Here is a 13540-nt window from a genome sequence, read left to right as displayed (position 1 = left end):
AAAGGAGAATCCATGATTCATTTTTCAATTAATAAAAATTTATTTCTACAAGCCTTAAATACAACTAAAAGAGCTATTAGTTCTAAAAATGCTATTCCTATTTTATCAACTGTCAAAATTGATGTGACCAATGAAGGTGTTACTTTAATTGGTTCAAATGGTCAAATTTCAATTGAAAATTTTATTTCTCAAAAAAATGAAGATGCTGGTTTGTTAATTACTTCTTTAGGTTCTATTCTTCTTGAAGCTTCTTTCTTTATCAATGTGGTATCTAGTCTACCTGATGTGACCCTTGATTTTAAAGAAATTGAACAAAATCAAATTGTTTTAACCAGCGGCAAATCAGAAATTACCCTAAAAGGAAAAGATAGCGAACAATATCCACGAATTCAAGCAATTTCAGCTAGTACTCCTTTGGTTCTTGAAACAAAATTACTCAAGAAAATTATTAATGAAACAGCATTTGCTGCAAGTACACAAGAGAGTCGTCCAATTTTGACAGGTGTTCACTTCGTATTGAGCCAACACAAAGAGTTAAAAACAGTTGCAACAGACTCTCATCGTCTAAGCCAGAAAAAATTGACTCTTGAAAAAAATAGTGATGATTTTGATGTCGTGATTCCTAGCCGTTCTCTACGCGAATTTTCAGCAGTATTTACAGACGATATTGAAACTGTAGAGATTTTCTTTGCCAACAATCAAATCCTCTTTAGAAGCGAAAATATTAGCTTCTATACTCGTTTGTTAGAAGGTAACTATCCTGATACAGATCGTTTGATTCCAACAGACTTTAACACTACAATTACTTTTGATGTGGTAAACTTACGTCAGTCAATGGAGCGTGCTCGTCTCTTATCAAGTGCGACTCAAAATGGTACTGTGAAGCTTGAAATTAAAGGTGGGGTTGTTAGCGCCCATGTTCACTCTCCAGAAGTTGGTAAAGTAAACGAAGAAATCGATACGGAGCAGGTTACTGGTGAAGATTTGACCATTAGTTTCAACCCAACTTACTTGATTGATTCTCTTAAAGCGTTAAATAGCGAAAAGGTGACTATTAGCTTCATCTCAGCTGTTCGTCCATTTACTCTTGTACCAGCAGATACTGACGAGGACTTTATGCAGCTCATTACACCAGTCCGTACAAATTAAGTGAAAGAGGTTGAGCTTAGCTCACCTCTTTTATGATATAATCGAAAAAGAAAAGGAGAGTAGTATGTATCAAGTTGGAAATTTTGTTGAAATGAAAAAACCACATGCTTGCACAATCAAGTCAACAGGAAAAAAAGCTAATCGTTGGGAAATTACACGTGTAGGAGCAGATATCAAAATAAAATGTAGTAATTGTGACCATGTTGTCATGATGGGGCGCTATGATTTTGATCGAAAAATGAATAAAATTATTGAATAAGAAGCCTTAGTTAGAGGGTTAGCAAGTTTTCCCTTTTTGTGTTATAATATTAGGGATTGAAATGAAAACGGAGAATGAGAAAATATGGCTTTAACAGCAGGTATCGTTGGTTTGCCAAACGTTGGTAAATCAACACTATTTAATGCAATTACAAAAGCAGGAGCAGAGGCAGCGAACTACCCATTTGCGACTATTGATCCAAACGTTGGAATGGTAGAAGTTCCAGATGAACGCCTACAAAAACTAACTGAAATGATCACACCTAAAAAGACGGTTCCAACAACATTTGAATTTACAGATATTGCAGGGATTGTAAAAGGAGCTTCAAAAGGAGAAGGGCTAGGAAATAAATTCTTAGCTAATATCCGTGAAGTAGACGCGATTGTTCACGTAGTTCGTGCTTTTGATGATGAAAATGTGATGCGTGAGCAAGGACGTGAAGATGCCTTTGTGGATCCACTCGCAGATATTGATACCATTAATCTGGAATTGATTCTTGCTGACTTAGAATCAGTCAATAAGCGTTATGCGCGTGTAGAAAAGATGGCACGTACGCAAAAAGATAAAGAATCAGTAGCAGAATTTAATGTTCTTCAAAAGATTAAACCAGTTCTTGAAGATGGAAAATCAGCTCGCACCATCGAATTTACAGATGAAGAACAAAAAGTTGTCAAAGGTCTTTTCCTTTTGACAACTAAACCAGTTCTTTATGTTGCCAATGTCGATGAGGATGTAGTTTCAGATTCAGATTCTATCGACTATGTCAAACAAATTCGCGAATTTGCAGCGACAGAAAATGCTGAAGTAGTCGTTATTTCTGCGCGTGCTGAGGAAGAAATTTCTGAGTTAGACGAAGAAGACAAGCAAGAGTTTCTTGAAGCACTTGGATTGACAGAATCAGGTGTTGACAAGTTGACTCGTGCAGCTTACCACTTACTTGGACTTGGAACTTACTTCACAGCTGGTGAAAAAGAAGTTCGCGCTTGGACCTTCAAACGTGGTATGAAGGCTCCTCAAGCAGCTGGTATTATCCACTCAGACTTTGAAAAAGGCTTTATCCGTGCAGTGACCATGTCATATGAGGATCTAGTGAAATACGGTTCTGAAAAGGCAGTAAAAGAAGCTGGACGCTTGCGTGAAGAAGGAAAAGAATATATCGTTCAAGACGGCGATATCATGGAATTCCGCTTTAATGTCTAAAAAATTTAATGAATAGTATCAATTAGGTTGGAAAAAATTCCAACCCTTTTGGCTTTTGAAAGGAAAATAAATGACCAAATTACTTGTAGGCTTGGGAAATCCAGGGGATAAATATTTTGAAACAAAACACAATGTTGGTTTTATGTTGATTGACCAACTAGCGAAGAAACAGAATCTAACTTTTACACACGATAAGATATTTCAAGCTGATTTAGCATCTTTTTTCCTCAATGGTGAAAAAATTTATCTTGTCAAACCAACGACATTTATGAATGAAAGTGGGAAAGCGGTTCATGCTTTATTGACTTACTATGGTTTGGATATTGAAGATTTACTCATCATTTACGACGATCTTGACATGGAAGTTGGGAAGATTCGTTTAAGAGCAAAAGGCTCAGCAGGTGGTCATAATGGTATCAAGTCTATTATTCAACATATTGGAACCCAGGCCTTTAATCGTGTTAAGATTGGAATTGGAAGACCCAAAAACGGCATGTCAGTTGTTAATCATGTTTTGAGTAAGTTTGACAAGGATGACTATATCGGTATTTTACAGTCTATTGACAAGGTTGACGATGCTGTAAATCACTATTTACAAGAGAAAAACTTTGAGAAAACGATGCAGAGGTATAACGGATAAATGGCGACCTTATTAGATTTATTCTCAGAAAATGATCAGATCAAAAAATGGCATCAAAACTTAACAGATAAAAAAAGACAATTAATGTTAGGGTTGTCAACTTCTACAAAAGCTTTAGCAATCGCTAGTAGTTTGAAGAAAGAAGATAAGATTGTTTTATTGACATCAACTTATGGAGAAGCAGAAGGTCTTATTAGTGATCTTATCTCTATCTTGGGTGAGGAACTTGTCTATCCATTTTTGGTAGATGACTCTCCTATGGTAGAGTTTTTGATGTCTTCACAAGAAAAAATTATTTCACGGGTTGAAGCCTTGCGTTTTTTGAGTGATCCATCTAAGAAAGGGATCTTAGTTTGTAATATTGCAGCAAGTCGATTGTTTTTACCTTCTCCCAATGTATTTAAAGATAGTATTGTAAACATATCAGTTGGTGAAGAATATGACCAAAACGCACTTATCCATCAGTTAAAAGAAATCGGCTATCGAAAGGTTACACAAGTACAAACTCAAGGAGAATTTAGTCTTCGAGGAGATATTTTAGATATTTTTGAAATATCCCGGTTAGAACCTTGCCGAATTGAGTTTTTTGGTGATGAAGTAGATGGAATTCGTACTTTTGAAGTCGAAACACAATTATCGAAAGAAAATCAGACAGAATTCACCATCTTTCCAGCTAGCGACATACTTTTGAGAGAAAAGGATTATCAGCGAGGACAGTCAGCTTTAGAAAAACAAATTTCAAAAACTCTATTGCCGATTCTGAAATCCTACCTAGAAGAAATTCTTTCAAGTTTTCATCAAAAACAAATGCATTCAGATTCTAGGAAGTTTTTATCTTTGTGTTATGAAAAGATATGGACTGTATTTGATTATATTGAAAAAAATACGCCAATATTCTTTGATGATTACCAGAAATTGATGAATCAGTATGAAGTCTTTGAAAGAGAATTAGCGCAATACTTTACAGAAGAGTTACAGAATAGTAAAGCATTTTCTGATATGCAGTATTTTGCTGATACTGAGCAAATCTATAAAAAACAAAGCCCAGTAACCTTTTTTTCTAATCTGCAAAAGGGGTTAGGAAATCTCAAATTTGACCAAATTTATCAATTTAATCAATATCCCATGCAGGAATTTTTCAATCAATTTTCTTTTCTAAAAGAAGAAATTGAACGATATAAAAAAATGGATTACACCATTATCCTGCAATCTAGCAATTCAATGGGAAGTAAAACATTGGAGGATGTTTTCGAGGAATACCAGATTAAATTGGATTCTAGAAATAAGTCAAGTATCTGTAAAGAATCTGTAAACTTAATCGAGGGGAATCTCAGACATGGTTTTCATTTTGTAGATGAAAAGATTTTATTTATAACTGAACATGAGATTTTTCAAAAGAAATTAAAACGTCGTTTTCGAAGACAACATGTTTCAAACGCAGAGAGATTAAAAGATTACAATGAACTTGAAAAAGGAGATTACGTTGTTCACCATATTCATGGGATTGGCCAATATCTAGGAATTGAAACCATTGAAATCAAGGGAATTCATCGCGATTATGTCAGTGTCCAGTATCAAAATGGGGATCAAATTTCTATCCCAGTAGAACAGATTCATCTGCTGTCCAAATATGTTTCAAGTGATGGGAAAGCACCTAAACTAAATAAATTAAATGATGGTCATTTCAAAAAAGCAAAGCAAAAAGTTAAGAACCAGGTAGAGGATATAGCTGACGATTTAATTAAACTTTATTCTGAACGCAGCCAGTTGAAGGGTTTTGCTTTCTCAGCTGATGATGAGGATCAACATGCTTTTGATGATGCCTTTCCTTATGTTGAAACGGATGATCAACTTCGTAGTGTTGAGGAAATCAAGAGAGATATGCAGTCTTCTCAACCAATGGATCGACTTTTAGTTGGGGATGTTGGTTTTGGAAAGACTGAAGTTTCTATGCGTGCAGCCTTTAAGGCAGTCAATGATCACAAACAAGTTGTCGTTCTAGTTCCGACGACGGTTTTAGCGCAACAGCACTATACGAATTTTAAGGAACGATTCCAAAATTTTGCAGTTAATATTGATGTGTTGAGTCGATTTAGAAGTAAAAAAGAGCAGACTGAAACACTTGAAAAATTGAAAAACGGTCAAGTTGATATTTTGATTGGAACCCATCGTGTTTTGTCAAAAGATGTTGTGTTTGCTGATTTGGGCTTGATGATTATTGATGAGGAACAGCGATTTGGTGTCAAGCATAAGGAAACTTTGAAAGAGTTAAAGAAACAAGTGGATGTCCTAACCTTGACAGCTACGCCAATCCCTCGTACCCTTCATATGTCTATGCTGGGAATCAGAGATTTGTCTGTTATTGAAACTCCTCCGACTAATCGCTATCCTGTTCAAACCTATGTTTTGGAAAAAAATGATAGTGTCATTCGTGATGCTGTTTTGCGTGAAATGGAGCGTGGAGGTCAAGTTTACTATCTTTACAATAAAGTTGATACAATTGATCAGAAGGTTTCAGAATTACAGGAGTTAATTCCAGAGGCTTCGATTGGGTATGTTCACGGACAAATGAGTGAAATCCAGTTGGAAAATACTCTATTAGACTTTATTGAGGGACAATACGATATTTTAGTGACGACTACTATTATTGAGACAGGGGTAGACATTCCAAATGCTAATACTTTATTTATTGAAAATGCGGATCATATGGGCTTGTCAACCTTGTATCAGTTAAGAGGAAGAGTTGGTCGTAGTAATCGTATTGCTTACGCCTATCTCATGTATCGTCCAGAAAAATCAATCAGTGAAGTCTCTGAAAAGAGATTAGAAGCAATCAAAGGATTTACAGAATTGGGCTCAGGATTTAAGATTGCGATGCGAGATCTTTCGATTCGTGGAGCAGGAAATCTCCTAGGAAAATCTCAGTCTGGTTTCATTGATTCTGTTGGTTTTGAATTGTATTCGCAGTTATTGGAGGAAGCTATTGCTAAACGAAACGGTAATGCTAACACTAATACAAGAACCAAAGGGAATGCTGAGTTGATTTTACAAATTGATTCCTACCTTCCTGATACTTATATTTCTGACCAACGCCATAAGATTGAAATTTATAAAAAAATTCGTCAAATTGACAACCGTGTCAATTATGAAGAGTTACAAGAAGAGTTGATGGACCGCTTTGGAGAATACCCAGATGTGGTTGCATATCTTTTAGAGATTGGTTTGGTCAAATCATACTTGGATAAGATCTTTGTTCAACGTGTGGAAAGAAAAGAAAATAAGATTACAGTTCAATTTGAAAAAGTCACTCAACGACTGTTTTTAGCTCAAGATTATTTTAAAGCTTTATCTGCAACAAACTTAAAAGCAGCCATAGCTGATAATGAAGGAGCAATGGAGCTTGTATTTGATGTCCGAAATAAGAAAGATTATGAAATTTTAGAAGGTCTGATAATTTTTGGAGAAAGTTTATTAGAGATAAAAGAGTCGAAGGAAGAAAATGCCATTTGATATTTTTCTTCTATAAAATAGATAAAAATGGTACAATAATAAGTTGAGGTAATAAAGATGAGATTAGACAAATATTTAAAAGTATCACGAATTATCAAGCGTCGTACAGTCGCAAAGGAAGTAGCAGATAAAGGAAGAATCAAGGTGAATGGGATTTTGGCCAAAAGTTCAACGGATTTGAAAGTTAATGACCAAGTTGAGATTCGCTTTGGCAATAAGTTGCTACTTGTAAAAGTACTAGAGATGAAAGATAGTACAAAAAAAGAAGATGCAGCAGGCATGTATGAAATTATCAGTGAAACACGGGTAGAAGAAAATGTCTAAGAATATTGTACAATTAAACAATTCTTTTATCCAAAATGAATACCAACGTCGTCGCTACCTGATGAAAGAACGACAAAAACGGAATCGTTTTATGGGGTGGGTATTGATTTTGATTATGCTGTTATTTATTTTGCCAACTTTTAATTTAGCGCAGAGCTATCAGCAATTACTTCAAAGACGTCAGCAATTAGCAGACTTGCAAACTCAGTATCAAACTTTGAGTGATGAAAAGGATAAGGAGACAGCATTTGCTACCAAGTTGAAAGACGAGGATTATGCTGCCAAATATACACGAGCGAAGTACTATTATTCTAAGTCTAGGGAAATAGTTTATACGATTCCTGACTTGCTTCAAAGGTGATAAAATGGAAAATTTATTAGATGTAATAGAGCAATTTTTGAGTTTATCAGATGAAAAACTGGAAGAGTTGGCTGATAAAAATCAATTATTGCGTTTACAAGAAGAAAAGGAAAGGAAGAATGCGTAAGTTCTTAATTATTTTGTTGCTACCGAGTTTTTTGACCATTTCAAAAGTCGTTAGCACAGAAAAAGAAGTCGTCTATACTTCGAAAGAAATTTATTACCTTTCACAATCTGACTTTGGTATTTATTTTAGAGAAAAGCTAAATTCTCCTATGGTTTATGGAGAGGTTCCTGTCTATGCGAATGAAGATTTAGTTGTTGAATCTGGAAAATTAACTCCAACAACAAGTTTCCAAATAACTGAGTGGCGCTTAAATAAACAAGGAATTCCAGTATTTAAGTTATCCAACCATCAATTTATTGCTGCAGACAAACGATTTTTATATGACCAGTCAGAGGTAACTCCAATAATAAAAAAAGTATGGTTAGAATCTGATTTTAAACTGTACAATAGTCCTTATGATTTAAAAGAAGAGAATTCATCCTTATCAGCTTATTCGCAAGTATCAATTGACAAGACAATGTTTGTAGAAGGAAGAGAATTTCTACATATTGATCAGACTGGATGGGTAGATAAGGAATCAACTTCTGAAGAAGATAATCGGATGGGTAAAGTCCAAGAAATATTATCGGAAAAATATCAGAAGGATTCATTTTCTATTTATGTTAAGCAACTGACTACTGGAAAAGAAGCTGGTATCAATCAAGATGAAAAGATGTATGCAGCTAGTGTTTTGAAACTACCTTATCTCTATTATGCGCAAGAAAAAATAAATGAGGGTCTGTATCAGTTAGATACGGATGTAAAATACGTATCTGTAGTCAATGATTTTCCAGGTTCTTATAAACCAGAGGGAAGTGGCAGTCTTCCTAAAAAAGAGGATAATAAAGAATATTCTCTAAAAGATTTAATTACGAAAGTATCAAAAGAATCGGATAATGTAGCTCATAACATATTAGGATATTACCTTTCAAACCAATCAGATGCAACATTTAAGTCCAAGATGTCTGCCATTATGGGAGATGATTGGGATTCAAAAGAAAAATTAATTTCTTCTAAAATGGCTGGGAAGGTCATGGAAGCTATTTATAATCAAAATGGATTTGTGCTAGAGTCTTTGACTAAAACAGATTTTGATAATCAGCGAATTACCAAAGGTGTTTCTGTGAAGGTAGCTCATAAAATTGGAGATGCTGACGAATTTAAGCATGATACGGGTGTTGTCTATGCAGATTCTCCATTCATTCTTTCTATTTTCACTAAGGATTCCGATTATGATACGATTTCTCAGATAGCCAAGGATGTTTATGAGGTTCTAAAATGAGGGAACAAGATTTTTTAAATCATTTTCTCAGGAAGGGATATTTCAAAAAGCATGCTAAAGTGGTGCTAGCTCTTTCTGGTGGATTAGATTCTATGTTTCTATTTAAGGTATTGTCTACTTATCAAAAAGAGTTAGAAATTGAATTGATTTTAGCTCATGTGAATCATAAGCAGAGAGTAGAATCAGATTGGGAAGAAAAGGAATTAAGGAAGTTAGCTGTTGAAGCTGGACTTCCTATTTATGTCAGCAATTTTTCAGGAGAATTTTCAGAAGCGCGTGCTCGAAATTTTCGTTATGAGTTTTTTCAAGAGGTCATGAAAAAGACAGGTGCGACAGCCTTAGTCACTGCCCACCATGCAGATGACCAGGTGGAAACGATTTTGATGCGTTTGATTCGAGGTACCCGTTTGCGCTATCTATCAGGAATTAGGGAGAAGCAAGTAGTCGGGGATATAGAAATGATTCGTCCCTTCTTGCATTTCCATAAAAAAGACTTTCCACCAATTTTTCACTTTGAAGATACATCAAATAAGGAAAATCATTATTTTCGCAATCGTATTCGAAACTCTTATTTACCAGAATTAGAAAAAGAAAATCCTCTATTTAGAGATGCAATCTTAAGAATCGGTAATGAAATTTTAGATTATGATTTGGCAATAGCTGAATTATCAAAGAATATTGATGTAGAAAGTTTAGAGCAGCTATTGTCTTACTCTGAGTCAACACAAAGAGTTTTACTTCAAACTTATCTGAATCGTTTTCCAGATTTGAATCTTACAAAAGCTCAGTTTGAAGAAGTTCGGCAAATTTTAAAAACTAAAAGCCAGTATCGTCATCCGCTTAAAAATGGTTATGAATTAGTAAAAGAGTATCAACAGTTTCGGATTTGTAAAATCAGTCCTCAGTCTGATGAAAAAGAAGATGAACTTGTGCTACACTATCAAAATCAGGTATCTTACCAAGGTTATTTATTTTCCTTTGGACTTCCTTTAGAAGGTGAATCAATTCAACAAATACCTGTTTCACGCGAAACATCCATATACATTCGTCATCGAAAAACAGGAGATGTTTTGATTCAAAATGGGCATAGAAAAAAACTCAGACGTCTATTTATTGATTTGAAAATCCCTATGGAAAAGAGAAAATCTGCTCTGATTATTGAGCAATTTGGTGAAATTGTTTCAATTTTGGGAATTGCGACCAGTAATTTGAGTAAAAACACGAAAAATGATATAATGAACACTGTACTTTATATAGAAAAAATAGATAGGTAAAAAAATGTTAGAAAACGATATTAAAAAAATCCTCGTTTCACACGATGAAATTACAGAAGCTGCTAAAAAATTAGGTGCTCAATTAACCAAAGACTATGCAGGAAAAAATCCAATTTTAGTCGGGATTTTAAAAGGATCTATTCCTTTTATGGCTGAATTAGTCAAACATATCGACACACATATTGAAATGGACTTCATGATGGTTTCTAGCTACCATGGTGGAACAGCAAGTAGCGGTGTGATCAATATTAAACAAGATGTGACTCAAGATATCAAAGGAAGAGATGTTTTATTTGTAGAAGATATTATTGATACAGGTCAAACTTTGAAGAATTTACGAGATATGTTTATTGAAAGAGAAGCTTCTTCTGTTAAAATTGCTACCTTGTTGGATAAACCAGAGGGACGTGTTGTAGAAATTGAGGCAGACTATACCTGCTTTACTATTCCAAATGAGTTTGTAGTAGGTTATGGTTTAGATTACAAAGAAAATTATCGTAACCTTCCTTATGTTGGAGTATTGAAAGAAGAAGTGTATTCAAATTAGAAGGAACAATTTTTAATGAAAAAACAAAATAATGGTTTAATTAAAAATCCTTTTCTATGGTTATTACTTATTTTTCTGCTAGTTACAGGTTACCAGTATTTTAGCACAGGTAGTGTTGCAGGGAAAAGTGAGCAAATTAATTATACAGAATTGGTAAAAGAAATTACCGATGACAATGTAAAAGAATTAACTTACCAACCAAATGGTAGTGTTATCGAAGTTTCGGGTGTTTATAAAAATCCTAAAACAAGTAAAGAAGAAACAGGTATCCAGTTCTTTTCTCCTTCTGCTACAACAGTAGAGAAATTTTCAAGTATTATTCTTCCTTCAGATACTACCGTATCAGAATTGCAAAAACTTGCTTCTGACCATAAAGCGGAAGTAACTGTTAAGCATGAAAGTTCAAGTGGTATGTGGATTAATATTCTTGTATCCATTGTGCCATTCGGTATTCTCTTCTTCTTCCTATTCTCCATGATGGGAAATATGGGAGGAAATAATAGCCGTAACCCAATGAGTTTTGGACGTAGCAAGGCTAAAGCTGCAAATAAAGAAGATATTAAAGTAAGATTTTCAGATGTTGCTGGAGCTGAGGAAGAAAAACAAGAACTAGTTGAAGTCGTTGAATTCTTAAAAGATCCAAAACGATTTACAAAACTTGGAGCCCGTATTCCAGCAGGTGTTCTTTTGGAGGGACCTCCAGGAACAGGTAAAACTTTGCTTGCTAAGGCAGTAGCCGGAGAAGCAGGTGTTCCATTCTTTAGTATCTCAGGTTCTGACTTTGTAGAAATGTTTGTCGGAGTTGGAGCTAGTCGTGTTCGTTCTCTTTTTGAAGATGCCAAAAAAGCAGCACCAGCTATTATTTTTATCGATGAAATTGATGCTGTCGGACGTCAACGTGGAGTTGGGCTAGGCGGAGGTAATGACGAACGTGAACAAACCTTGAACCAACTTTTGATTGAGATGGATGGTTTTGAGGGAAATGAAGGAATTATCGTCATCGCTGCTACAAACCGTTCAGATGTACTTGACCCTGCCCTTTTGCGTCCAGGACGTTTTGATAGAAAAGTATTGGTTGGTCGTCCGGATGTTAAAGGTCGCGAAGCAATCTTGAAAGTTCACGCTAAGAACAAACCTTTAGCAGAAGATGTTGATTTGAAATTAGTGGCTCAACAAACTCCAGGTTTTGTTGGAGCAGATTTAGAGAATGTCTTGAATGAAGCGGCTTTAGTTGCTGCTCGTCGCAATAAATCGATAATTGATGCTTCAGATATTGATGAAGCAGAAGATAGAGTTATTGCTGGTCCTTCTAAGAAAGATAAGACTGTTTCACAAAAAGAACGTGAATTGGTTGCCTACCATGAGGCAGGTCATACCATTGTTGGTTTAGTTTTGTCAAATGCCCGTGTTGTTCATAAAGTAACTATCGTACCACGCGGCCGTGCAGGTGGTTATATGATTGCACTTCCTAAGGAAGACCAAATGCTTCTATCTAAAGAAGATATGAAAGAGCAGTTGGCTGGCTTAATGGGTGGACGTGTAGCTGAAGAAATTATCTTTAATGTCCAAACTACAGGAGCTTCAAACGACTTTGAACAAGCGACACAAATGGCGCGTGCAATGGTTACAGAGTACGGTATGAGTGAAAAACTGGGTCCAGTACAGTATGAGGGAAATCATGCTATGTTTGGAGCACAAAGCCCTCAAAAATCAATTTCAGAACAAACAGCTTATGAAATTGACGAAGAGGTTCGTTCATTATTAAATGAAGCACGAAATAAAGCTGCTGAAATTATTCAGTCAAATCGTGAAACTCACAAGTTGATTGCAGAAGCATTATTGAAATACGAAACATTGGATAGTACACAAATTAAATCTCTTTACGAAACAGGAAAGATGCCTGAAACAGTAGAAGAGGAATCTCATGCACTATCTTATGATGAAGTAAAGTCAAAAATGAATGACGAAAAATAACCCAAAGAGAGGCAAGACCTCTCTTTTTTGTGCAGTTGAGGCAGTAAAGGGTGCAGAATGGATGAAATGAACCCAATTAACTTCTTGATTTGTTAGACTGTAAACAGAAAGGGGAATAGAATGCTTAAAAAATTGTATGAAGAAGTCCAGGGCATTGTATATAAGTGTAGAAAGGAATATTATCTTCATTTATGGGAGTTATCGGATTGGGATCAAGAGGGAATGATATGCCTACATGAATTGATCAGTAGAGAAGAGGGTCTAGTAGAAGATATCCCTCGTTTAAGGAAATATTTCAAAACCAAGTTCCGAAATCGAATTTTAGATTATCTCCGTAAGCAAGAAAGCCAGAAGCGAAGATATGATAAAGAAGCATATGAAGAAGTAGGTGAGATTAGCCATCGTATAAGTGAGGGAGGACTCTGGCTGGATGATTACTATCTCTTTCATGAAACACTAAGAGATTATAGAAGTAAACAAACTAAAGAGCAACAAGAAGAGTTAGAACGTGTCTTAAGACATGAACGATTCCGAGGTCGTCAAAGCGTGTTAAGGGAGCTACGTATTGTGTTTAAAGAGTTTGATATTCGAACCCGGTAGGAAGCTATGCAAAAAAAATTAAAAAAGTTTAAAAAAGTAGTTGACAAAAAATAAAAAGGCTGTATAATAGTAAGAGTTGAAAATAACAACTCAGGTCCGTTGGTCAAGGGGTTAAGACACCGCCTTTTCACGGCGGTAACACGGGTTCGAATCCCGTACGGACTATGGTATGTTGCAGATGGAACACTTGATGAAAAAAAGTTTTAAAAAAACTTAAAAAAGTTTCAAAAAAGTGTTGACAAGCGAAAGCGACTGTGATATACTAATATAGTTGTCACTTGAGAGAAGCGAGTGGCAAAGACCTTTGAAAACTG

The 13540-nt window shown here is 35.3% G+C and carries 13 protein-coding genes and 1 tRNA gene; all 14 read left to right on the top strand.

Features of this window, described 5'->3' with window-relative positions; translation table 11 throughout:
* Positions 1-12: 12 nt before the first annotated feature.
* The 14 genes from dnaN (at position 13) to HT718_RS02350 (ending at position 13391) form a co-directional block, all read left to right on the top strand.
* The gene (dnaN, locus tag HT718_RS02410; protein WP_173267044.1) at positions 13-1149 is read left to right on the top strand and encodes a DNA polymerase III subunit beta; all 1137 of its coding nucleotides are present in this window, start codon (positions 13-15) and stop codon (positions 1147-1149) included.
* 64 nt (positions 1150-1213) lie between these two features.
* Complete coding sequence (locus tag HT718_RS02405) at positions 1214-1408, top strand: DUF951 family protein (RefSeq protein WP_173267042.1); 195 nt, start codon at positions 1214-1216, stop codon at positions 1406-1408.
* An 84-nt stretch (positions 1409-1492) separates the two neighbouring features.
* Positions 1493-2608, top strand: a complete 1116-nt coding sequence (ychF, locus tag HT718_RS02400; protein ID WP_173267040.1) for a redox-regulated ATPase YchF — start codon at positions 1493-1495, stop codon at positions 2606-2608.
* 70 nt (positions 2609-2678) lie between these two features.
* The gene (gene pth / locus HT718_RS02395) at positions 2679-3248 is read left to right on the top strand and encodes an aminoacyl-tRNA hydrolase (RefSeq protein ID WP_173267037.1); all 570 of its coding nucleotides are present in this window, start codon (positions 2679-2681) and stop codon (positions 3246-3248) included.
* Positions 3249-6758: a transcription-repair coupling factor gene (gene mfd / locus HT718_RS02390; protein ID WP_173267035.1), complete on the top strand. Its 3510-nt coding sequence runs from the start codon at positions 3249-3251 to the stop codon at positions 6756-6758.
* 57 nt (positions 6759-6815) lie between these two features.
* Positions 6816-7082 carry an RNA-binding S4 domain-containing protein gene (locus HT718_RS02385; protein ID WP_001234978.1) on the top strand — a complete coding sequence of 89 codons (267 nt, stop codon included), beginning with the start codon at positions 6816-6818 and terminating at the stop codon, positions 7080-7082.
* Complete coding sequence (locus tag HT718_RS02380; protein WP_000041912.1) at positions 7075-7443, top strand: septum formation initiator family protein; 369 nt, start codon at positions 7075-7077, stop codon at positions 7441-7443. Before HT718_RS02385 ends, HT718_RS02380 begins: the two co-directional genes overlap by 8 nt.
* A 4-nt stretch (positions 7444-7447) precedes the next feature.
* Complete coding sequence (locus HT718_RS09700) at positions 7448-7570, top strand: SP_0009 family protein (protein ID WP_000429334.1); 123 nt, start codon at positions 7448-7450, stop codon at positions 7568-7570.
* Entirely contained in the window at positions 7563-8831 is a 1269-nt protein-coding gene (locus HT718_RS02375; RefSeq protein ID WP_173267033.1) for a serine hydrolase, read from the top strand. The genes HT718_RS09700 and HT718_RS02375 overlap by 8 nt, the downstream gene beginning before the upstream one ends.
* The gene (tilS, locus tag HT718_RS02370) at positions 8828-10105 is read left to right on the top strand and encodes a tRNA lysidine(34) synthetase TilS (RefSeq protein WP_173267032.1); all 1278 of its coding nucleotides are present in this window, start codon (positions 8828-8830) and stop codon (positions 10103-10105) included. The genes HT718_RS02375 and tilS overlap by 4 nt, the downstream gene beginning before the upstream one ends.
* A 4-nt stretch (positions 10106-10109) precedes the next feature.
* A complete protein-coding gene (hpt, locus tag HT718_RS02365) occupies positions 10110-10652 on the top strand; it encodes a hypoxanthine phosphoribosyltransferase (RefSeq protein ID WP_020901135.1) in 543 nt (180 codons plus the stop codon).
* A gap of 15 nt (positions 10653-10667) precedes the next feature.
* The gene (gene ftsH / locus HT718_RS02360) at positions 10668-12626 is read left to right on the top strand and encodes an ATP-dependent zinc metalloprotease FtsH (protein WP_033675596.1); all 1959 of its coding nucleotides are present in this window, start codon (positions 10668-10670) and stop codon (positions 12624-12626) included.
* A gap of 120 nt (positions 12627-12746) precedes the next feature.
* A complete protein-coding gene (locus HT718_RS02355) occupies positions 12747-13226 on the top strand; it encodes a sigma-70 family RNA polymerase sigma factor (protein ID WP_173267030.1) in 480 nt (159 codons plus the stop codon).
* 93 nt (positions 13227-13319) lie between these two features.
* Positions 13320-13391, top strand: a tRNA-Glu gene (locus HT718_RS02350).
* The last annotated feature ends 149 nt before the right edge of the window (positions 13392-13540 follow it).

The sequence above is a fragment of the Streptococcus sp. 714 genome (assembly GCF_013277115.1).
GTDB lineage: Bacteria > Bacillota > Bacilli > Lactobacillales > Streptococcaceae > Streptococcus.
This window is presented reverse-complemented; position numbering and strand designations above follow the sequence as displayed.